General features: G+C 66.1%; 17 protein-coding genes. 9 read left to right on the top strand and 8 right to left on the bottom strand.

Going from position 1 to position 20,856, the window contains the following annotated elements; translation table 11 throughout:
* Positions 1–3 precede the first annotated feature (3 nt).
* The 5 genes from M1D44_RS13460 to M1D44_RS13440 all read right to left on the bottom strand — a co-directional run bounded on the left by M1D44_RS13460 (position 4) and on the right by M1D44_RS13440 (position 4,687).
* Positions 4–552, bottom strand: coding sequence for a GNAT family N-acetyltransferase (locus tag M1D44_RS13460; protein WP_316852823.1), 549 nt, complete (start codon positions 550–552; stop codon positions 4–6).
* The gene (locus tag M1D44_RS13455) at positions 552–1,136 is read right to left on the bottom strand and encodes a helix-turn-helix domain-containing protein (protein WP_316852822.1); all 585 of its coding nucleotides are present in this window, start codon (positions 1,134–1,136) and stop codon (positions 552–554) included. The genes M1D44_RS13460 and M1D44_RS13455 overlap by 1 nt, the downstream gene beginning before the upstream one ends.
* A 223-nt stretch (positions 1,137–1,359) precedes the next feature.
* Entirely contained in the window at positions 1,360–2,835 is a 1,476-nt protein-coding gene (locus tag M1D44_RS13450) for a DUF1254 domain-containing protein (RefSeq protein ID WP_316683838.1), read from the bottom strand.
* A 218-nt stretch (positions 2,836–3,053) separates the two neighbouring features.
* On the bottom strand, positions 3,054–4,037 hold the full coding sequence (locus M1D44_RS13445; protein ID WP_024976870.1) for an NAD(P)H-dependent flavin oxidoreductase: 984 nt from the start codon (positions 4,035–4,037) through the stop codon (positions 3,054–3,056).
* Between the two features lie 101 nt (positions 4,038–4,138).
* Positions 4,139–4,687, bottom strand: a complete 549-nt coding sequence (locus tag M1D44_RS13440; RefSeq protein WP_316852821.1) for a type 1 glutamine amidotransferase domain-containing protein — start codon at positions 4,685–4,687, stop codon at positions 4,139–4,141.
* 137 nt (positions 4,688–4,824) lie between these two features.
* Here M1D44_RS13440 and M1D44_RS13435 point away from each other — a divergent pair, with 137 nt between their 5' ends.
* Positions 4,825–5,751 carry an alpha/beta fold hydrolase gene (locus tag M1D44_RS13435; RefSeq protein ID WP_112186198.1) on the top strand — a complete coding sequence of 309 codons (927 nt, stop codon included), beginning with the start codon at positions 4,825–4,827 and terminating at the stop codon, positions 5,749–5,751.
* A gap of 9 nt (positions 5,752–5,760) precedes the next feature.
* Here the strand turns inward: M1D44_RS13435 and M1D44_RS13430 are convergent, their stop codons facing one another.
* From M1D44_RS13430 to M1D44_RS13420, 3 genes are read right to left on the bottom strand one after another with little or no spacing between them, the layout of a single operon-like run.
* Positions 5,761–6,444 carry a Fe2+-dependent dioxygenase gene (locus M1D44_RS13430; protein ID WP_316852820.1) on the bottom strand — a complete coding sequence of 228 codons (684 nt, stop codon included), beginning with the start codon at positions 6,442–6,444 and terminating at the stop codon, positions 5,761–5,763.
* Positions 6,435–7,187, bottom strand: a complete 753-nt coding sequence (locus tag M1D44_RS13425) for a tetratricopeptide repeat protein (RefSeq protein WP_316852819.1) — start codon at positions 7,185–7,187, stop codon at positions 6,435–6,437. Before M1D44_RS13425 ends, M1D44_RS13430 begins: the two co-directional genes overlap by 10 nt.
* Entirely contained in the window at positions 7,187–9,466 is a 2,280-nt protein-coding gene (locus tag M1D44_RS13420; protein WP_316852818.1) for a TonB-dependent receptor, read from the bottom strand. Before M1D44_RS13420 ends, M1D44_RS13425 begins: the two co-directional genes overlap by 1 nt.
* Before the next feature lie 272 nt (positions 9,467–9,738).
* Here M1D44_RS13420 and M1D44_RS13415 point away from each other — a divergent pair, with 272 nt between their 5' ends.
* The 8 genes from M1D44_RS13415 to M1D44_RS13380 all read left to right on the top strand — a co-directional run bounded on the left by M1D44_RS13415 (position 9,739) and on the right by M1D44_RS13380 (position 20,854).
* Entirely contained in the window at positions 9,739–10,518 is a 780-nt protein-coding gene (locus tag M1D44_RS13415; RefSeq protein WP_316852817.1) for an enoyl-CoA hydratase/isomerase family protein, read from the top strand.
* Between the two features lies 1 nt (position 10,519).
* On the top strand, positions 10,520–12,292 hold the full coding sequence (locus M1D44_RS13410) for an acyclic terpene utilization AtuA family protein (protein ID WP_316852816.1): 1,773 nt from the start codon (positions 10,520–10,522) through the stop codon (positions 12,290–12,292).
* 14 nt (positions 12,293–12,306) lie between these two features.
* A complete protein-coding gene (locus M1D44_RS13405) occupies positions 12,307–13,461 on the top strand; it encodes an acyl-CoA dehydrogenase family protein (RefSeq protein WP_316852815.1) in 1,155 nt (384 codons plus the stop codon).
* Between the two features lie 31 nt (positions 13,462–13,492).
* Positions 13,493–14,380: an SDR family oxidoreductase gene (locus M1D44_RS13400; RefSeq protein WP_112186185.1), complete on the top strand. Its 888-nt coding sequence runs from the start codon at positions 13,493–13,495 to the stop codon at positions 14,378–14,380.
* Positions 14,367–15,986, top strand: coding sequence for an acyl-CoA carboxylase subunit beta (locus M1D44_RS13395; protein ID WP_316852814.1), 1,620 nt, complete (start codon positions 14,367–14,369; stop codon positions 15,984–15,986). Before M1D44_RS13400 ends, M1D44_RS13395 begins: the two co-directional genes overlap by 14 nt.
* 50 nt (positions 15,987–16,036) lie before the next feature.
* Complete coding sequence (locus M1D44_RS13390; RefSeq protein WP_316852813.1) at positions 16,037–17,194, top strand: acyl-CoA dehydrogenase family protein; 1,158 nt, start codon at positions 16,037–16,039, stop codon at positions 17,192–17,194.
* 3 nt (positions 17,195–17,197) lie between these two features.
* Positions 17,198–19,192 carry an acetyl/propionyl/methylcrotonyl-CoA carboxylase subunit alpha gene (locus M1D44_RS13385; RefSeq protein ID WP_316852812.1) on the top strand — a complete coding sequence of 665 codons (1,995 nt, stop codon included), beginning with the start codon at positions 17,198–17,200 and terminating at the stop codon, positions 19,190–19,192.
* Between the two features lie 75 nt (positions 19,193–19,267).
* Positions 19,268–20,854 (top strand): AMP-binding protein, encoded by a 1,587-nt coding sequence (locus M1D44_RS13380; protein ID WP_439004509.1) that lies wholly within the window; start codon positions 19,268–19,270, stop codon positions 20,852–20,854.
* The last annotated feature ends 2 nt before the right edge of the window (positions 20,855–20,856 follow it).

The raw sequence follows: 20,856 nt of genomic DNA, 5'->3' as shown, positions 1-20,856 counted from the left end.
CGACTAGGCCGCGCGGGCCGACGGTGTGAGCTGCTTGCAGAAGAACGTCGTCCCGCAGAATGCCCCGTCGGGCATCAGCGCGTAGTTGGGCACCACGCCCACGCGCTGCCAGCCGGCGCGTGCGTATAGCCGCTCGGCATCGCCGCCCGTCACCGTGTCGAGCACGAGCACCGTCTTGCCCTCGGCGCGCGCTTCGTCTTCGATGGCCGCCATCAACCGCTGCGCCACGCCATGACGGCGCGCACGTCGGTGCACGAGCATCTTGGCGATGTCAGCGCGGTGCGGCTGGTTTTCCGGCTGTGCGAGCACCAATTGCACGGTGCCCTGGATGGCGCCCGCTTCATCCTCGGCAATCAACAAGGCGCGCTCGCCGCGCGCCACGCCTTCGGCAACGTTGCGCCAGAACGCCTGCGCCTTGTCGCGAGACAACGGCCACATGAAGCTCACCGACGCGCCGCCTTCCACGCAATCGATCAGCACATCGGCCAACGCATCAACACACGCGCTTGCCTCGTTGGCGCCCACGCGCCGGATGGTCAGGGTGTCGATCATCAGGGCCTCCAGTGGGCAGCGGACACGGTTGTCAGCGCGACTAGGTAGCGGGCCGGCCGCCGTGTGGGGTTGTGATAGACGATCGGGCAATCCAGCCGCATGGTCAGGCAGTCGCCTGCATTGAGGCGCCAGTGTGTGTCGCCCACGGTCATTTCCATCGAACCTTCGATCACCCACACCTGCTGGTGGATTTCGGCATCGCGCGCGCCGGTGTCGTAGGCCACGCGCTCGCCGGCCGGAAAGCGCACCTCAACGAGCTGCAAGGGCGAACGCGCCGCCGGCGACAGGTTGCGGCGCACGTAGCCGGAGGCGGGGTCGGTCCACTCGGGCTGATCTGCCGCGCGTGATACGGGCGACGGTTCCACGGCCGGCGCGGGACTGTCTTCGAACAGCGAGGCAAGCGTCACGCCCAGCGCGGAGCTGAGCCGATCCAGCACCGCAGCGGTCGGGCTGCTCTGGCCGCGTTCAATGAGCGAGATGGCCGAACGGCTGACCTGGCTGCGCTCTGCCAGCGCGTCGAGCGACAGACCCTGGGCGTCGCGCAGTTCGCGCAAGCGGTGGGCGATACGTTGGTGGATGTCCATGCCATCCAGTTTAATGGAAATTTATCTCTAGTAAACTGGAATTTGCGGCACGGCCAAATTGGGCCCGCTCTGGGTCGTGCTTTGCCCAGATGGCGGGGCCATCGCGTTGGCGAGAGCGGGGAGAACGCCCCGGCCGCGTTCATCGGCCTGCTCGAAGGTCGCAACTTCGGCAAGCTCGTGGTGCGGGTGGCCGAGGCCTGACCGCGCGCTCGGCCGCTCTTGGCTATTGGGTTGCAGCGTCCCGCCGCTGTACGGCAGGCGGCAGCCACGATGCGTCGAGTGCCGCTTCCTTGGGCCAGGTCAGTTGCATGCGCAGCAGGAACGGGCCGCTGGGCGGCGGCAGCCAATTGTTGCGCATGCCCTTGGGCGGTGCGCGCTGGATCAGGATGTCGAGCGAGCCATCGCGGTTCAGGCGCGGGCGATCAGCTTCGCTCAGCACGTTGCGCAGGCCCGGGCGTTCGATCGCGCGGCGCGGCTGCTCGGCAGCGGACAGGGCAGCGATGGCCCAGCCGGCATTCTCGGGCGGCAGTTGGTTGCGCTCGAAATGCAGGACGTAGCGGTGCGTGCTGTCCAGCGCCATGCCGTTGACGTCGGTCCGGGCGGTGGCGATGAGCATGTCCTGCGGCAGGTCGGTGCCGCCGCCGTTCCACGCCACGATGGCGCGCTGTGCGTAATCCAGCCCGTAGGCGCCGATCATGCGCGGGATGAACCAGCCATTCTGCGTGACGGACGGTTGCTTGACGGCCAGCGCCAGCGTTTCGCGCGCGGCCGCCACCCCACCCTCCATCACCTTCAGGTTGGCTGCGCTCACGGCTTTGGCGTCGAATGGCGCACCGGGCACGATGCCCAGATCACGCAGCGATTGCAGCATCGTGGAGTCGGCTGCGTGCGGCGGATTGTCCTTGAGCAGTTCGGCAAAGCGCGTGAAGTAGCTGTTGGCGTCCAGCGCGGTGACACGGCGGCGCGCGGCATCCAGGCTGACGTCGAGGTCGGTGGCCTTGTCCGTGTTGACCTTGGTTTCGGCTTCGGCCTCACGCAGGGTGCTCTTGCTGAAGGCCTCCAGCGGGGTGATGCGGTAGCGGTCCTGTACGCGGCGTGCGGCGGTCAGGTCGCGCGGGCCGGCCACCTGCGTCCGTGCCACCACCCAGACGAGGCTGGTCGGCGCGGCAATCTGCTTGACGCCCGTGGGCAGCGTGCCCTCCCAACCCGGCGGCGTGATGGCGTAGTGCGCGGCACGCGCCCCGGTGGTGCGGTTGCCGAGCGATTCGAACACGTCGTTCCACCCGTCGTGCAGCGCCACCCAGAGGTGTCGGCGCCCGGCATCGGGCAGGCTCAGGACGACCGGGCCGTTACGCAAATCGACGAAGGCGCTGCTGGCGAGCACGTCCACGCGGGCGCGCACGCCGGTGGGCAGGGCTTCGTCTTCCAGCGTGCGCTGGTGCATGAACGTGCCGGCAGGCGCCAGTGCAGACGTGGTCTGCAGCAGCGCGTCGGTCATCATCAACGGAAACGCGTAGACATAGGCCGAGCGCACGAGCGCTTCGTTCGGCTGCGGCAGACGTTGTTCGATGGGGGCCGTGGTCGCGGCGTTCTGGGTGGAGCAGCCGGTCAGGCTCAGGGTAAGCGCCGAGGCCGCCACGCTCAGCGCCACGGCCGCCAGCTTGGTAAGCGGGCGCGCGGGCGCAGGGCAGTGCGTCATCTTGTTCTCCTTTTGTCGTCGTCGGTGCGCGCAACAGGAAAGCAGACGCCTGTCGGACATCCCCCCAAGGATGCTTGCGCATACGGTTGCGCGGTGGCCGATCCGGTGGCTCCGCGCATATCGTGGCTTGAATCTTTGGAATGTAGAAGCGCCGCCAGCGCAAGTCAATTTAAGTGCAGTGGGGCATGCATGCAGGGGGGGGCGATGCAGGCAGGTGTCTAGAGGCGCAGGTGCAGCGCAAGACGCAACTTGGCCGCGTCATATTCGGCCTTCATGCGCGCCACGATTTCGGCCGCGGGCGGCAGATCGGCAATCTGCCCCACCCCCTGCCCCGCACCCCAGATGTCTTTCCAGGCCTTGGCGCGCGAGCTGCCATCGCCAAAGTTCATCTTCGATTTGTCGGCCTCGGGCAGGGCCGCAGGATCCAGGCCCGCGAGTTCGATGCTTTCGCGGATGTAGTTGCCGTGCACGCCCGTAAAGAGGTTGGTGTAGACGATGTCCGACGCGGCCGCGCGCAGGATGGCTTGCTTGTAGCTTTCGGCGGCGTGGGCCTCCTGGCTGGCGATGAAACGCGTGCCGATGTAGGCGAGGTCCGCGCCCATGGCTTGCGCGGCAAGGATGGCGTCGCCCGTGGCAATGGCGCCCGACAGCGCGATCGGCCCGTCGAAGATGCGCCGCACCTCGCCCACCAGCGCAAATGGCGACAGTGTGCCGGCATGCCCACCCGCACCCGCAGCCACCAGGATCAGCCCGTCGACGCCGGCTTCCAGCGCCTTTTCGGCATGGCGCAGATTGATCACGTCGTGCAGAACGATCCCGCCGTAGCTATGCACGGCATCCAGGATCTCCTTGACGGGCGCGCGCAGCGAGGTGATGAAGATCGGTACCTTGTGTTTGACGCAGGTGGCCACGTCCTGCTCCAGCCGCGCGTTTGAGTGGTGCACGATTTGATTGACGGCGATCGGCCCGACCACTTCGTGCGGATGCGCGGTGCGGTACGCCGCCAGCTCCTCGTTCATCTGCGTGAGCCAGTCGTCCAGCATCTCGGCCGGGCGCGCGTTGAGGGCCGGAAATGCCCCGACGATGCCGGCCTTGCATTGCGCCAGCACCAGTTCCGGATAGCTGACGATGAACATCGGCGAACCGATCACGGGCAGCGTCAGGTGCTGCAGCATGGGCGGCAGGTGCTTGGCGGCGGGCATGGCGTCTCCTGGTTGGGCAAACCGGCACGACAGGGGCAGAGCATGTCGTTTGATTATAGGAACGATCCCGCACCCCGCCGTGCGCGGTCTACCCGCCGGGCTCAGACATGGGCGTGCTGCGTCAGCAGTTCAATGAAGGCGCGGTTGAAGGCGGGCAGGTCGTCGGGTTTGCGGCTGCTGACCCAGTTGCGGTCGGTCACCACTTCGCGGTCCACCCACATGCCGCCGGCATTGCGGATGTCGTCCTGCAGCGTCGGCCAGCTTGTCAGCGTGCGCCCGCGCACCAGGCCGGCAGACACCATCAGCCATGGCCCGTGGCAGATCACGGCGATCGGCTTTTTCGCCCGCTCGAACGCTTTCACAAAGGCCTGCGCGGCCGGCACGATGCGCAATGCATCGGCGTTGAATACCCCGCCGGGCAGCACCAGCCCATCGAAGTCGTCAGCCTTGGCTTGATCCAGCGTCAGGTCCACCTTGAAGGTGTCGCCTTTGGTTGCATGGTGCAGGCCCGTTACGTTGGGGCCCTTGGGGGCGACGATGCTGACGTTGGCACCGGCGCCTTCCAGCGCCTGCTTGGGGCTGGCCAACTCGGCCTGCTCGAACAAGTCGTCGACGAGGATGGCGATACGCAAGTCGTGCAATGGGGTCATGGCGAACTCCTTGTCAGGGGAAATCCAAAGAAGGGAACGGCAGGGGATGGTTCCGCAACGCGCGTGCCCGCTCTGCGCTAGCATGCGGAGCATTCGCCACGCATCACTTCACCCAAGACTGATCACCGGAGACTTGCATGACCACGCCGCTTTCCATCGATGCCGCCACCGCTGCTGCAGACGCCGCGCTGTTTCCTGGCTTCCGTCCGTTCCGCCAGGTGGTCAACGGTGTGGAAATCGCGGGGGTGATCGGCGGTAGCGGCCCACCGCTGCTGTTGCTGCATGGCCATCCGCAAAGCCATGTGATCTGGCACAAAGTCGCGCACGAGCTGGCACACGATTACACCGTCGTCGCGACCGATCTGCGCGGCTATGGCGCCTCGTCCAAACCAGCCGGCAGTGCCCGGCACGCCGAATACAGCAAGCGAACCATGGCGCAGGACCAGGTGGAGGTCATGCGCGCACTCGGCTTCGGCCGCTTCCGGCTGTGCGCGCATGATCGCGGGGCGCGTGTGGCGCATCGCCTGTGTGTCGATCACCCCTTGCACGTCGAGCGGGCCATGCTGCTCGACATCGCCCCCACGCTGGCGATGTACGAGCACACCGACATGGCGTTTGCATCCGCCTACTGGCATTGGTTCTTCCTGATCCAGCCGTCGCCGTTTCCTGAGACGCTCATCAACGCCACGCCCGATTTCTACATCGGCAAGCTGATGGGCCTGCGCCACGCGGGGCTCGAACCGTTTGCCCCGGAAGCAATGGCGACCTATGCCGCCGCCATGCGCGAGCCCGCCTGCGTGCACGCCATGTGCGAGGACTACCGCGCCGCCGCCACCATCGACCTCGAACATGATCGCGCCGACCGCGACGCCGGCAAGCGCGTGAGCGTGCCACTTCGCGTGCTGTGGGGCGAGCATGGCGTGATCCAACGTTGCTTCAAGCCGCTGGAACTGTGGCGTGCCGTGGCGGACGATGTGAGCGGTGGCACCGTGCCGTGCGGGCATTACGTGCCGGAAGAGGCGCCGGAGGCGTTGCTCAAGGAGATGCGGGCGTACTTTGCTTGATGCAGCCACCTAGGCGTCGGCCCACTCGCGCAGCAGGTTGTGATACGTCCCCGTCAAGGCGATGACTGACGGGTCGTCCTGACCTAGCAGCCCCATCAGCCGCTGCAGTTCCGTATCCATCTGGAACAGCAGCGTGCGATGCGCTTCGCTGCGCACCATGCTCTGCAGCCAGAAGAATGCGCAGACGCGTGCGCCGCGTGTAACGGGCGTCACGCGATGCAGGCTGCTGCTGGGGTAGAGCACCATGTCGCCCGCCGCAAGCCTGACGCGGTGCTCGCCGAAGGTGTCGTCGATAACGAGTTCGCCCCCGTCGTAGTCTTCGGGCTCCGTCAGGAACAGCGTGCAGGAGAGGTCGCTGCGGATGCGGAAATCTGTGCCGCGCAGGTGGCGCACGGCGTTGTCGACGTGGTTGCCGAAGGTCTGCCCGCCCGCGTAGCGATTGAACAGCGGCGGGAACACCTTGAGCGGCAACGCGGCGGAGAAGAACAGCGTATTGGCCGAAAGCGCATCCTGGATGAAGGCGCCAACCTCGCGCGCAGCCTGCGAGCCTTCGGGCAACTGCATGTTGTGCTTCACCTGGCCCGACTGCACGCCGGCCGTGACCTTGCCGTCCACCCATTCGGCGGCATCGATCGTGGCGCGGCACTGCGCAACCTGTTCCTTGGTCAGGACCTTTGGAATCTTCAGCAGCATGATGGTGCGGTTTCCAGCGCAGCGGCCAGCACGCATAGGCGCGCATCGGGATGGCCGGCCAGAAAGTCATGGGCCTTCGCGAGGAAGGCTGGTGTGGCGGTGTGCGGCACGGCGTGCATCCAGGTGAGGGCGTCGTCTGCGCGGTTGGCGAGTGCAAGCAGGCGCGCAGCGTTGAACTGGCCGCGGAAGTCGCCGCCCTCTGCTGCACGCAGGTAGCAGCGCAGGGCCATCGCTGTGTCAGCCTCGACTTCCCAGCTGTCTTCATAGAAGCCGCCGAGCACGTTGATCGACTTGGCGTGGCCTTGTGCGGCCGCGGCCCGGAAGAGGGTGAAGGCGCGGGCGCGATCAGCCGGAATGCCGCGGCCGAGCTGCAGGCTCGTGGCGTAGTTGTACTGGCCCCAATCGAGGCCGGCAGCGGCGGCGCGCGCGTACCAGTGCGTGGCGGTCTTGTCGCAGGCGGGCGCGCCCCAGCCGTGCTCGTAGCAGCGGCCGAGCATGTTGGCGGCCATGGCATGGCCCGACAGCGCGGCCGTCTTGAACCAGAGCAACGCTTCGGCCGGATTCCGTTCGACACCGCGGCCATCGAGCAGCCATTGGCCGAAGATGGCCTGCGCTTCCGTGTGCCCGCGCCGGGCGGCAACCGCCAGCCAGCGTGCGGCGCGCTCAGCAGGGCCGGTCAGCACGGCGTGGATGGCATCGACCACCGCCGCATCGGCAGCGGTGGTTGCAGCGTGTTCAGGCATCAGTAGCGGATGCCCAGCGTCAGGATGGCCGTGCGGCCAGGTGCCAGCGATGCGTAGTGCGATGCATACGCCTGGTTGAAGTACACCTTGTCGAACACGTTCTGCACGTTCAACTGCAGGGTGGTGTGCTTGTCGATGCGGTACGCGGCCATGGCATCAAAGCGCCAGTACGCCGGCACCCACTTCGGGTTGGCGGGGTTGGTGCTGCCCCACACCTTCGAGACGTAATACGCACCGCCGCCGAGCGTGAGCTTCGGCATCGGCTGATACGTCGTCCACAGGCTGAAGCTGTTCTTCGGTGTGTTGGGGAAGGCCGTTCCGTTGGTGCCGCCAAAGGCCGCGCCTGCGCCGCCGTTGTTGCGCAGCTCGCTCTTCAGATACGTGTATCCGCCGAATACCTGCCAGCGGTTGGTGAGCGCGCCCGACCAGCCCAGCTCGAAGCCATCAACGCGCTTGTTGCCGGCCATGGCGGCGGTGCCGTCCTGCAGCACGATGCGTGCATTCGTCGTTTCAATGCGGAAGACGGCGGCTGTCAGTGCAAGCTTGCTGTCGAGCACGTTCCACTTGGTGCCGAGTTCGTAGGCGCGGTTCTTTTCCGGGGCGAGCACGTCGCCGCGATTGCCGGAGCGGTCTGGCGTCAGCGCGCTGGTATCGGCACCCTGGCCCGCCACCGAGCCCGACGGCGTGGAAGACGTGCCGTACGCCACATAAATGCTGCCGTTCTGCGCAGGCTTGAAAACCAGGCCGAGCTGGTAGTTCAGCAGGTTGTCGTCACGCGAAAAACTCGAACGCACGCCCTGCGCATTCGCCGACGTGGTGGCCGATGCCGAGTAGCGATCGAAGCGCAGGCCGCCGTTGACCTGCCAGCGCGGCGACAGCTCGATGGTGTCGAACACGTAGGCCGATTGCGTGCGCACGGTCGTCTCGGCCGGATTGTTGTTGAGCTTGATGCTGCCCGCCCAAAGGTCGTTCGGGTTCGGGTTGAAGAGATCGGTGCAGTTGTAGCCGCCGGCTGCGCCGATGCCGTTCGGGCAGCGGTTGCTGCCGGTGGCCACCGCGTATGTGTCGTTGCGGCTGCGCTCGCGCGAGAACTCCAGGCCCGCTGCATAGCTGTGCTTGAACCCGCCGGTGTCGAACTTGCCCGTGGCTTCCGTCTGGTTGGCGATGGTGTTGGCCACGGAGTATCGCGAATTGGTGCGGCGCCAGACCATGCCGTAGTAGATGTTGCCCTGGCTATCGTCGGGCTGCGTCCAGATGGTGTCCTGGCTTGTGCGGGCGACGCGCGTGGTGTTGCGCAGCTTCAGCGCGCTCGACACATCGTGTTCCAAAGAAAGCGTGCCCATGTCGGCGCGGTCGCGGCGGAAGTCGCGCGACAGGCCGTAATAGACGCTGCGGTCGACATTCACGGGCGCGCCGTCGCCGGGGCCGAACAGTTGCGGGCGGCCATCGGTGCGGCGGTTGAACGTGCCGTTGTTGTACGGAATGCCGGTGTCGGGCGTGTCGTTCGATTGCAGGTGGTAGTACGACAGCGTGGCGCGCGTGGGCGTGCCCAGCCCAAAGGCGATGGATGGCGCAATACCCCAGCGGCTGAAGCTCGTCACGTCGCGGCCGGCAACGGCGGCGTCGTGCGCCATCGCGTTCAGGCGGAACGCGGCGTGCTCGCCGATCTGGTAGTTGCCGTCGGCCGTGACACGTTTGTACGCCGCGTTGCCGACCGATAGTGTGCCCTCGGTGAAGTGCTCCAGCTTGGGCGTCTTGGTGACGATGTTGATTGCACCGCCGGCCGCGCCGCGCCCTTCATACGCGCCCGACGGCCCCTTGATGACTTCCACCGATTCCACGTTGAACATCTCGCGCGATTGCGCGCCGATGTCGCGCAGCCCATCGAGGAAGGTGCTGGCCTGCGCGTCGTAGCCGCGGATGAACGGGCGATCGCCCACGGGGTTGCCACCTTCGCCCGCGCCAAACGCGATGCCCGGCACCGTGCGCAGCGCCTCGGTCAGGGTGGCGGAAGCGGTGTCCTGCAGCACCTCGGCCGGAATGACCGTGACGGACTTGGGCGTATCGAGCAGCGGCGCGGTGAATTTGCCACCCGAGGCCGCGTCCGTCTTGAAGCCGCTCCTGCCGGTCACGGTCTGCTCGGGCAGGGTGGCCGATACGGCGTCTTTCTTCGTGTCGGCCATCGCTGGCGCCGAAGCCACGGCAAAGCTCATCGCGCCGGTTAGATATCCCACGACCGAATGTTCGGTGCGCTTGCGTTCCGTCTGTGCTGCGTACATGGCGTGCTGCCCCTCCCCAAAAGTTCTGATTACATGCTTTTTGCAAATGAGAATTGTTATCGTTTACATGTGAACGAGTCAACGCCCCGGCTGGCGAATTCCTTACGAACACACAGGGTTCGTCATATAAATCAGGGGGTTATAGCGCCGCGACGCTGCTGTAGAAAATTGTTGGAAGCGATGTCGCTCGAACGCTTCCATTTTTTCAAGCAAATGATTTAGTATTGCCGGGCAGGTTGTCCAACCGAATCCCTTTTCAAGGCGAACATCGCGTGAGCACGGACCCGGAACTCCTCATTGAGCGGCGCGGCCAGGCGCTGTGGCTGACCATTCAGCGTGAAGACCGCCGCAACGCGATCAACGCCGCCGTGCTCGAAGCGCTGACAGCCGCGTTGGCCGACGCCAGCCGCGACACTTCCGTGCGGGCCGTGGTGCTGACCGGCAACGGCACGCGTGCCTTCTGTGCCGGCGCCGATCTGCAAACCGGCCAATCCTTTCGCTTCGACTATTCCCAGCCGCATCAGGCCCTGGCCGATCTGTTTCGCCAGGCGCGCCGCTGCACCGTGCCGCTCATTGCCCGCGTGAATGGCGCATGCATGGCGGGCGGAATGGGCTTGCTGGCGATGTGCGATCTGGCGGTGGCAAGCCGCAGCGCCACGTTCGGATTGCCGGAGGTGAAGGTCGGCGTGTTCCCCGCGCAGGTGTTGGCCGTGCTGCAGCACCAGTTGCCGCGCCGCGTGTTGAACGAGCTGTGCCTGACGGGCGAACCGATGAGCGCAGACCGCGCACTCGCCGCAGGCCTCGTCAACGAAGTCGCAGAGCCCGAAGCGCTCGATGGGGCCGTCCATGCATTGCTTGCGCGACTGCTCGACAAATCGCCGTCGGCCATCCGGCGTGGCTTGTACACGCTCAAGCAGGTTGAATCGCTCGGCTTCGAGCAGGCCATGGCGTTCACCGAAAGCCAGATCGGCCTGTTCGCCCTGACCGAAGATGCGCAGGAAGGGCAAGCCGCCTTTCGCGAAAAGCGCGCTCCTAACTGGACGGGCCGCTGACATGCGCAAGGACACCGTTTCCATTGGCGGGGCCAGCGGTTTCTGGGGCGACAGCATCACGGGCCCGATGCAGCTGGTCGCCTCGGGCCGTCTCGATTTTCTCGTCTTCGATTACCTGGCCGAGCTGACCATGTCGCTGCTGGCCAGCGCGCGCATGAAGAACGACGAGTTGGGTTACGCCACCGACTTTGTGAGCGTGGCGATGCGCGCGGTGCTCAAGGATGCGCTGGCGCAGAACATCCGCATCATCGCCAACGCGGGTGGCGTGAATCCGCGCGGATGCGCAACGGCGTTGCAAGCGCTGGCCGATGCGCTGGGCGTGAGCGTGCGCATTGCGGTGGTGGAAGGCGACGACGTCATGCCGCTGCTGCCCGCGCTGCGCGAGGCAAGCGTGCGCGAATTGCAGAGCGGTCGCCCCTTGCCCGACAAGGTGGTGAGCGCCAATGCGTACCTGGGCGCATTGCCGATCAAGGTCGCGCTTGATGCGGGCGCGCAGGTCGTCATCACGGGGCGATGCGTCGACAGCGCCGTCACGCTCGGCGCGCTGATGCACCACTTCGGCTGGGCAATCGATGACTACGATCGACTCGCCGCCGGCAGCCTCGCTGGGCACATCCTTGAATGCGGCTGCCAGGGTGCTGGCGGCCTGCATACCGATTGGGAAGCGGTGCCCGACTGGGCGCACAGCGGCTACCCCATCGTCGAATGCCGGGCCGATGGCAGCTTCATCGTCACCAAGCCCGACGGCACGGGCGGGCTGGTGACGCCCGCTACCGTGGCCGAACAACTGCTCTACGAAATCGGCGACCCGGCGCGCTACGTGCTGCCCGATGTGGTGTGCGACTTCACACAGGTGACGATGGCGCAGGCAGGCGAGCATCGCGTCGAAGTGCGCGGCGCACGCGGCCTTGCGCCTACGCCCGATTACAAGGTGAGTGCAACGTATGCCGACGGCTACCGCGCGACTGGTCAGCTCACCATCGTCGGCATTGACGCCGATCGCAAGGCGCGCCGCACGGCTGAGGCGATTCTGGAGCGCACGCGCGGCCTGTTCCGCCAGCTCGGTCTGCCGGATTACAGCGCAACGCATATCGAGACGCTCGGTTCGGCGTACCTGTTCGGGCCGCACCAGCCGAACGTGCCGCGATTCGAATCGGTGATGTGGCTGGCGGTGATGCACCCGAGCAAGCAAGCGTTGGAGTTGTTCGCGCGCGAAATCGCCCCGGCCGGCACGTCGTGGGCGCCGGGCACGACGGGCGCGGGTGGCCGGCCAAGCGTGGTGCCTGCCATCAAGCAATACGCCTTCCTGGTCGACAAGGCGCGCGTGCAGGCGCGTGTGACGCTGCTGGGCGGGGAGGGCTTCGACATTACCGTGCCGACGGGCGGTGCCGCGCTTGAGGCTTCCGCTGCCGCACCAGCATCGGATGCCTTGCCGCCCGGCCCGACGCGCGAAGTCCCCCTCATCGAACTCGCCTATGCCCGCAGCGGCGACAAGGGCGACACGTCCAATATCGGCGTCATCGCGCGTCGGCCGGAAGACCTGCCGCTGCTGCGCGCGCAATTGACGGAAGACGCCGTCGCCGCATACCTCGCGCACGTCGTGAAGGGTCGCGTCACGCGGTACGACTTGCCCGGCATCCACGCGCTGAACTTTGTGTGCGAGCAGGCGTTGGGCGGCGGCGGCATGGCCTCGCTGCGCAACGACCCGCTCGGCAAGGGCATGGCGCAGGTGCTGCTGACGATGCCGGTGCGCGTGCCGGTCGACCACCCTTGATTGACGAGGCGATCATGCTCTCAGGCCTGCTGCCGTCTGCCCGCTTCGACGCCGATCACGATACGTTTCGCGAGACCGTTCGTCGCTTCGTCGACAAGGCCGTGCTGCCGAACATCGATGCTTGGGAAGAGGCCGAGACGTTTCCGCGTGAGTTGTATCGCGAGGCGGCGGATCTCGGCTTACTCGGCATCGGTTTTCCGGAGGAGTACGGCGGTACGCCGGGCGACTTGTTTCTGGAACTGGCGATGATCGAAGAGCTGACGCGGGCGGCCAGCGGCGGCTTGCTCGCATCGCTGTTCAGCCACACGATCGGTGCGCCACCCATCGTGGCGGGTGGATCGGCCGAACTGAAGGCGCGTGTGCTGCCGGAAATCCTGTCGGGCGAGAAGATCAGCGCGCTCGCCATCACCGAGCCTTCCGGCGGATCGGACGTGGCCAACCTCGCCACCCGCGCGGTGCGGGAGGGCGATCACTACATCGTCAACGGCAGCAAGATCTTCATCACCTCCGGCATGCGCGCGGATTACATCACCGTGGCCGTGCGCACGGGCAGCGCGGGGGCTGGTGGCATTTCTGTGCTGCTCGTGGAAGGCGATACGCCGGGCCTGACGCGCACGCCGCTCAGGAAAATGGGCTGGTGGTGCTCCGACACGGCGCAACTGCACTTCGACAACTGCCGCGTGCCCATCGGCAACCTGCTCGGCGTAGAAAACCGCGGCTTTGAGCTGGTGATGCGCAACTTCAACCACGAACGCCTCGCGCTGGCGATGCAAGCCCATGGCCTGGCGCGCACGTGCCTGGCTGAAGCCGTGGAATGGGCCACCCAGCGTGAAACCTTCGGCAAGCGCCTCGTGCAGCATCAAGTCGTGCGGCAGAAGCTGGTGGCCATGGCCACGCGCATCGAAGCGACGCGGGCATTGCTTGAAGACCTGATGCGACGCATGCAGGCCGGCGATTCACCGGTCGCGCAACTGTGCATGCTGAAGAATTTCGCCACGCAGGGTCTGCAGTTCTGTGCCGACACGGCCGTGCAGCTGCTCGGCGGCATGGGCTTCATGCGCGGCACGAAGTCGGAGCGCATCTATCGTGAAGTGAAGGTCTACATGATCGGCGGCGGCGCGGAGGAAATCCTCAGCGATCTTGCCGCGCGCCAGCTCGGCTGGGCCTAAGGGCCTAACGCGCGCAATCAGGGAGAGAACCATGTATCGCTCAGTCTTTCGACCGGGGCTGTTTCAGGGGCAAGTGGCCGTGGTGACGGGTGGCGGCAGCGGCATTGGCCGGTGCACGGCGCATGAGTTGGCGTCGCTGGGGGCGGCGGTCGCGTTGGTGGGGCGCAATGCAGAGAAGCTTGCCGCCGTGCGCACGGAGATTGTCGAAGCCGGCGGCACCGCGCACACCTACGTTTGCAATATCCGCGACGAGGCCGCTGCGCAAGCCACCGTCGCGCAAATCTACGGCGAGCACGGCCGCATCGACGCGCTGGTCAACAACGCCGGCGGCCAGTTTCCGGCGCCGCTCAAAGACATCTCCGCCAAGGGCTGGGAAGCGGTGGTGCAGACGAACCTGACCGGCGGCTTCCTGATGGCGCGCGAGTGCCTGAACCAGGCGATGCAGCAGCGCGGCGGCGCCATCGTCAACATCGTGGCCGACATGTGGGGCGGCATGCCGAACATGGGCCACTCCGGCGCAGCACGCGCGGGCATGGTCAACTTTACGGAGACGGCGGCGTTCGAGTGGGCGCAGTACGGCGTGCGCGTGAACGCGGTGGCGCCCGGTTACGTGGCGTCGTCGGGCATGGACGCGTATCCGCCGTGGATGGCCGAGACCATCCGCAGCATGCCTTCGACGGTGCCGCTCGGTCGCTTTGCCACCGAGGCGGAAGTGTCGTCGGCAATCGTGTATCTGCTGTCGGAAGCCGCCGCGTTTATCACCGGCACGACGCTGCGCGTGGACGGCGGCCGCCCGAACGTGCGGCCCGGGTCGCCCATGCCGGCACCGCGTCATGGCGCCGAGCCGTTCAACGGCTTCCACCTGGCCGTGACGCCCAAGGTGCTGCAAGACGAGGAGGGCCGCAATGCCGGCGCTTGAATCGCGCATCGTGCCGCATAGCGACGTGTACCTGCAGAACCACGCCGCGCTCACGGAACTCGTCGGCCAGTTGCGCACGCTGGAAGACCGCACGCGCAACAAGTCCGAGGCTTCGCGCGCGCGCTTCGAGCAGCGCGGGCAACTGCTGCCGCGTGACCGGCTCGGCCGCTTGCTCGACGCCGGTGCGCCGTTTCTGGAGCTGTCCACGCTGGCGGGTTTTTGCCTCGACCACACAGACCCGGCGCGCTCGATTCCTGGCGGCGGCTTCGTCGCGGGCATCGGCTGGGTGAGCGGCGTGCGCGCAATGATCATCGTTGACGATGCGGGCATCGATGCAGGCGCCGTGCAGCCGATGGGCATCGAGAAGTTCCAGCGGGCTCAGGCTATTGCGCTGGAGCAGAAGCTGCCGTTCATCCACCTTGTCGAATCGGCCGGCGCCAACCTGTTGACCTATCGCGTGGAGACCTTCATCCACGGCGGTAGCGGCTTCTACTGGCTCGCGCGGCTGTCGGCGGCGGGCATTCCGGTGATCAGCGTGGTGCACGGGTCGAGCACGGCGGGTGGTGCATACATGCCCGGCCTGTCGGACTACGTGGTGATGGTGCGCGATCGCGCGCGTGCTTTTCTCGCCGGTCCACCGCTGCTGAAAGCGGCCACAGGTGAGATCGCCACCGAAGAAGAACTGGGCGGTGCACAGATGCACGCCAGCACGTCGGGCTTGGCCGAATACCTGGCCGAAGATGATGCCGACGCACTGCGCATCGCACGCGAACTTGTGGCTGCGCTCGACTGGAACCGCGATGTACCGGCAGCGGATCGCCCTTATGCGCCGCCGCGCTTTGATGCGGAGGAATTGCTCGGCATTGCGCTGACCGATCATCGCAAGCCGCTCGACATGCGCGAGGTGATTGCCCGCATTGCCGATGGATCGGAGTTTCTGGAGTTCAAGCCCGACTACGGCCCCGCAACGATCACGGGGCACGCGGCCATCTGCGGCATGCGCGTCGGCGTCATCACGAACAACGGGCCGCTGGACCCGGCCGGCGCCACCAAGGTGGTGCATTTCATCCAGGCGTGCTGCCAGGCCGACACGCCGCTGCTGTACCTGCAAAACACTACCGGCTTCATCGTCGGCAAGGCGTCGGAGCAGGCCGGCATGATCAAGCACGGATCGAAGATGATCCAGGCCATGGCCAACGCCACCGTGCCGCGCGTCACCGTGCATTGCGGTGCGTCGTTCGGGGCGGGCAACTACGGCATGTCGGGGCGCGGCTTCTTTCCGGATTTCTGCTTCAGCTGGCCCAATGCCAAGACGGCCGTGATGGGCGCAGAGCAGGCCGCCGGCACGATGGCGACGGTCATGGCCGCGAGCATGCAACGCAAGACGCAGACCGTCGACCACGAAGCCATCGAAGCGATGCGCGCCAAGGTGATCGACACGTTCGAGCGGCAGTCCGATGCGTTCACCGTTTCGGGCCGATTGCTGGACGACGGCGTGATCGACCCGCGCGACACGCGCAAGGTACTGGCTTGCGTGCTTGGGGTGTGCGACGAAGCGCGCCGCCGCACCCTGCACCCGATCCAGTTTGGCGTTGCGCGCCCGTAGCCACCCCGAACCCATACACGAACAGCCCAGGACAAGCGGAGCGAGACACCATGCACTTCACCCACGAGCATCAGGAACTGCAGCGCAACCTCAAGCGCTTCATCGACAGCGACATCAACCCGTACGTCGATGAATGGGAGGCAGCGGAGATGTTCCCTGCCAAGCAGCTCTTCAAGAAGATGGGCGAGCTGGGTTTTCTCGGCATCGCCAAGCCGACCGAGTTTGGGGGGCTGGGCCTCGACTATTCATATGCGATGGCGATGGCCGAGACGCTTGGCCACATCCACTGCGGCGGTGTGCCGATGGCGATTGGCGTTCAGACCGACATGGCGACGCCCGCGCTTGCCCGCTTCGGTTCGGACGACCTGCGCGCGCAGTTCCTGGCTCCCGCCATCAGCGGCGATGCGGTGGCGTGTGTGGGCGTGTCGGAGCCCAGCGCGGGCTCCGATGTGGCGAGCATCAAGACCACCGCACGCAAGGACGGTGACGACTACATCATCAACGGCAGCAAGATGTGGATCACCAACAGCCTGCAGGCAGACTGGATGTGCCTGCTGGCCAACACATCGGACGACTCCGCCCACCGCAACAAGTCGCTCATCATCGTGCCGATGAACACGAAGGGCGTGTCGGTCGGCAAGAAGATCCGCAAGATCGGCATGAATTCGTCGGATACCGGCCTCATCTACTTTGACGACGTGCGCGTGCCCCAACGCTACCGCATCGGCGAGGAAGGCAAGGGCTTCACGTACCAGATGCTGCAGTTCCAGGAAGAGCGCATGTGGGCCGCGGCCAGCAGCCTGGCGACGATGACGATGTGCATCGAGGCCACCGCCGAGTACGCGCGTGAGCGCAAGCTGTTTGGCGCCAGCCTGCTCGACAACCAATGGGTGCACTTCAAGCTGGCCGAGTTGAAGACGGAGGTGGAAGCGTTGCGCGCGCTCACGTATCGCGCGTGCGATCTGTACATCCAGGGGCAGGACGTGACGGAGCTGGCATCGATGGCCAAGCTCAAGGCGGGGCGGCTGGCGCGCATCGTCCCCGATGCCTGCCTGCAGTTCTGGGGCGGCATGGGCTTCACGTGGGACAACCCGGTCTCGCGCTATTACCGCGATGGGCGTCTGGGCTCGATCGGTGGCGGCGCGGACGAGGTGATGCTGGGCATCATCTGCAAGTACATGAACACGCTTCCGGGCAAGAAGGGCTGAGCGATGACCGCCCCGCATGCGGCTTTCCGCTCGATCCTGATCGCCAACCGGGGCGAGATTGCGCTGCGCATCATGCGCACGGCGCGCCGCCTTGGCATGCGCACCATTGCCGTGTATTCCGAGGCTGACCGCGATGCGCCGCACTGCCGCGCGGCCGATCTTGCGTTGCCGATTGGCCCATCGCAACCGCAGGCGTCTTACCTGAACATTGCGACATTGCTGGAAGCCGCGCGCAAGTCGGGCGCGCGGGCAATCCATCCCGGCTACGGTTTCCTTGCGGAGAGCGACGCCTTTGCCCGTGCGTGCGCAGACGCGGGCCTCGTCTTTATCGGGCCGCCTGCGGATGCCATCCGCGCGATGGGTAACAAGGCCGGCGCCAAGCGCCTGATGGAAGCCGCTGGCGTGCCGTGCGTGCCGGGTTATCAGGGCGAGGATCAATCCGCTGCGTGCATGGCGCACGAAGCCGCCCGCATTGGCTATCCGGTGATGATCAAGGCGGCGGCCGGTGGCGGTGGCCGCGGCATGCGCCGGGTAGACCGCGCAGAGGACTTTGCGGCCGCGCTGCAGTCCGCGCGCTCCGAGGCGGAGAACGCGTTTGCCTCGGGCGAGCTGATCCTGGAGAAGGCCATCGTCGAGCCGCGCCATATCGAGATCCAGGTGTTTGCCGATACGCATGGCAACGTGGTTCACCTCGGCGAGCGTGATTGCTCGGTGCAGCGCCGGCATCAGAAGGTGATCGAAGAATCGCCGTCGCCTGCCGTATCGCCCGAGTTGCGTGCGCGCATGGGCGCGGTGTCGGTGGCGGCGGCGCGCGCGATCGGCTATGTGGGTGCGGGCACGCTGGAGTTTCTGCTCGCCCCGGACGGCGCGTTTTACTTCATGGAGATGAACACGCGCCTGCAGGTGGAGCATGCCGTGACCGAAGCGGTGATCGGGGTCGATCTGGTCGAGTGGCAGTTGCGTGTGGCGCTTGGCGAGCCGTTGCCGCTCGCGCAAGACGCCATCGATGCACGTCGTGCACAAGGCGGGCACGCCGTCGAAGTGCGCCTGTGCGCAGAAGACCCACAGCAGGATTTCCTGCCGCAAAGCGGCACCGTTGCCCGCTGGCGTGCACCGCAGGATGTCCGCACGGACCATGCATTGGCCGACGGGCTTGTCGTCTCGCAGTACTACGATTCGATGCTCGCCAAGATCGTCGCGCACGGCACCGACCGCGCCGATGCGTGTCGACGGCTGGCGCATGCCTTGGATGATTGCCTGCTGCTTGGCCTGCCGACCAACCGTGCGTTTCTGCGCGATTGCGTCGCGCACCCGACGTTCCTTGCCGGCGATGTGTCGACCGCGTTCATCGCCCGGCATTTCCCGGCCGCGATGCGTCATGCGGCCGTACCCGACGCAGCGGTCTGCCAAGCGGCTGCCGTGCTGCTCACGCACCTGCGCCAGGAAACCGCGCGCCGCTATCCCGCAGAACTGCATGGCTGGGCCAGCAGTTGCACATACCCCACGCTGTGCCGCTTCACGCTCGACGATCAGGCCATCGAGATGCGCGTGCGAGCGCTCGGTGCACGGCGATGGGAATTGACTTGGGACGGCGGTTCCACTCAGGTGGCCCTTGTGTCAGCGGCCAACGACCGCGTCACGCTTGCGCTGGGCGACACGCTCCACGCGGTCGACTACGCCTTCACCGGCGACGCTTGCCACTTCGTGTTGAATGGCGTCGAGCACACCGCCGTCGACACCACTTACGCCCGGGCGGAGCGTGACGGCGTGCAAGCCGGCAGCGGCCGGATCAGCGCACCGATGAATGGCCGCGTGGTTGCCGTACACGTGGCTCAAGGCGAGGCGGTCTGCGCCGGTCAGGTGCTGCTGGTGGTCGAGGCGATGAAGATGGAGCACAGCATTGCCGCACCACTCGCAGGCGAGGTGAAAGGTCTGTTCACCCAGGTCGGGGCACAGGTTGCGCCCGGCGGGTTGCTGATGGAGATTGCCGCGGCCTGACGGTTGCACTGCCGTCCTGATCCATCGTTTCGTCGTGCAGCTCATGCGGTCAATGCAGTCCATAGGAGACGTCCCATGTCCGAAGCCACGCCAGACACCACGCTTGAAGCCAACCTGCTGAACCGGGTGGCGCTGGGCGATACGTTGCATCGCAGTGCACGCAAGTTCGGCGCGAAGGTCGCGCTGGTTGATGGCCCGCGTCGCATGACGCATGGCGAACTCAGCGCAGACAGTAATCGCTATGCGCACGCGCTGCTTGCAAGCGGCCTCACGCCCGGCGACAAGGTGGCGATGGTGTGTGGCAACTCGGCGCAGTTCTTGGTGGCCGCGTACGGCATTCTCAAGGCGGGGCTGGTGTGGGTGCCGATCAATGCGATGCTCGGGCCGGACGATGTGCGCTACATCCTCGAACATGCCGAGGCGCGCCATGTGGTGATTGACGCGGCGCTGTACCCGGCGCTGCGTGACACGCTGTCGGCGCTTGCTTTGCCCGCGCACCAGTGCTTCGGCGCACCGGTTGCCGATGGCCCGCAAACCGTGGAGCAAGCGTTGCAAGGCCACGCCGATACGCTGCCCGCCGTGGTGATCGACGATCGCGATCTCGCGCTCATCATGTACACCAGCGGCACGACCGGCCGACCCAAGGGCGCAATGCACTCGCATCGCTCGGTGCATGCCGCGCTAATGTCCAACATCGCAGGCCTGAATCTGAACGAGACCGATGTGTTCTCGTGCCTGCTGCCGATGTTCCACTGCGCGCAGTTTGCGACCGCCGCGTCCGCGATGCTGGTGGGCGCCACGCTCGTCATACAGCGCGGTTTTGATCCGGCGGCGCTGCTCGATGCGATTGCGAGCGAGCGCATCACGCAACTATTCGGCCTGCCGCTCATGTACGCCGCGTTGCTGCACCATCCGCTGCGTGCGCAGCGCGATCTCTCAAGCCTGCGCCTGTGCCTGTATGCGATGGCGCCGATGGCCAAGCCGCTGCTCGAACGCCTGATTGCCGAGGTGTGTCCGAACTTTGCGCTCGGCTCAGGCCAGACCGAAATTTTCCCGATGACGATGTACTTCGCGCCCAACCAGCAACTGCAGCGCACCGGCAACTACTGGGGCCAGCCATGCATGGTGAACGAGGCGGCCATCATGGACGATCAAGGCAATCTGCTCGGCCCGGACCAATTGGGCGAGATCGTGCATCGCGGCCCTAACGTCATGCTCGGCTACTACAAGGACCCGCAGGCCACCGCCAACGCGCGCCGCTTCGGCTGGCACCACACGGGCGACCTCGGCATGTGGGATACCGACGGCCAGCTTCAGTTCAAGGACCGCATCAAGGACATGATCAAGACCGGCGGTGAGAACGTGCCTTCGGTCAAGGTGGAAGAAGTGTTGCTGCGGCACCCGGCCGTGGCGAACGCCGCGGTGGTCGGCTTGCCGCATGTGCACTGGGTGGAAGCGGTGGCAGCGTTCGTCTGCCTCAAGCCCGATGCACACGCCGATGCCGCCGCGCTGCAGGCGCATTGCAGAGAGCATCTCGGTAGCTTTGAGGTGCCTAAGCACATCGCCGTGGTCGACAAGCTGCCCATGACGGCGACCGGCAAGATCCAGAAGCACGTGCTGCGCACTGCCAACCAGACGTTGTTCGAGGGCGATGCGCGCTAGGG

Source organism: Ralstonia sp. SA306, assembly GCF_054792405.1.
The sequence above is the reverse complement of the archived record's forward strand: the minus strand, read 5'-3'. Positions and strand labels throughout refer to the sequence as shown.

Bases quoted from the DNA above. Each gene is read 5' to 3' on its own strand.
- M1D44_RS13460 (WP_316852823.1), bottom strand. From the start codon at position 552: ATGATCGACACCCTGACCATCCGGCGCGTGGGCGCCAACGAGGCAAGC.
- M1D44_RS13455 (WP_316852822.1), bottom strand. From the start codon at position 1,136: ATGGACATCCACCAACGTATCGCCCACCGCTTGCGCGAACTGCGCGAC.
- M1D44_RS13450 (WP_316683838.1), bottom strand. From the start codon at position 2,835: ATGACGCACTGCCCTGCGCCCGCGCGCCCGCTTACCAAGCTGGCGGCC.
- M1D44_RS13445 (WP_024976870.1), bottom strand. From the start codon at position 4,037: ATGCCCGCCGCCAAGCACCTGCCGCCCATGCTGCAGCACCTGACGCTG.
- M1D44_RS13440 (WP_316852821.1), bottom strand. From the start codon at position 4,687: ATGACCCCATTGCACGACTTGCGTATCGCCATCCTCGTCGACGACTTG.
- M1D44_RS13435 (WP_112186198.1), top strand. From the start codon at position 4,825: ATGACCACGCCGCTTTCCATCGATGCCGCCACCGCTGCTGCAGACGCC.
- M1D44_RS13430 (WP_316852820.1), bottom strand. From the start codon at position 6,444: ATGCTGCTGAAGATTCCAAAGGTCCTGACCAAGGAACAGGTTGCGCAG.
- M1D44_RS13425 (WP_316852819.1), bottom strand. From the start codon at position 7,187: ATGCCTGAACACGCTGCAACCACCGCTGCCGATGCGGCGGTGGTCGAT.
- M1D44_RS13420 (WP_316852818.1), bottom strand. From the start codon at position 9,466: ATGTACGCAGCACAGACGGAACGCAAGCGCACCGAACATTCGGTCGTG.
- M1D44_RS13410 (WP_316852816.1), top strand. From the start codon at position 10,520: ATGCGCAAGGACACCGTTTCCATTGGCGGGGCCAGCGGTTTCTGGGGC.
- M1D44_RS13405 (WP_316852815.1), top strand. From the start codon at position 12,307: ATGCTCTCAGGCCTGCTGCCGTCTGCCCGCTTCGACGCCGATCACGAT.
- M1D44_RS13400 (WP_112186185.1), top strand. From the start codon at position 13,493: ATGTATCGCTCAGTCTTTCGACCGGGGCTGTTTCAGGGGCAAGTGGCC.
- M1D44_RS13395 (WP_316852814.1), top strand. From the start codon at position 14,367: ATGCCGGCGCTTGAATCGCGCATCGTGCCGCATAGCGACGTGTACCTG.
- M1D44_RS13390 (WP_316852813.1), top strand. From the start codon at position 16,037: ATGCACTTCACCCACGAGCATCAGGAACTGCAGCGCAACCTCAAGCGC.
- M1D44_RS13385 (WP_316852812.1), top strand. From the start codon at position 17,198: ATGACCGCCCCGCATGCGGCTTTCCGCTCGATCCTGATCGCCAACCGG.
- M1D44_RS13380 (WP_439004509.1), top strand. From the start codon at position 19,268: ATGTCCGAAGCCACGCCAGACACCACGCTTGAAGCCAACCTGCTGAAC.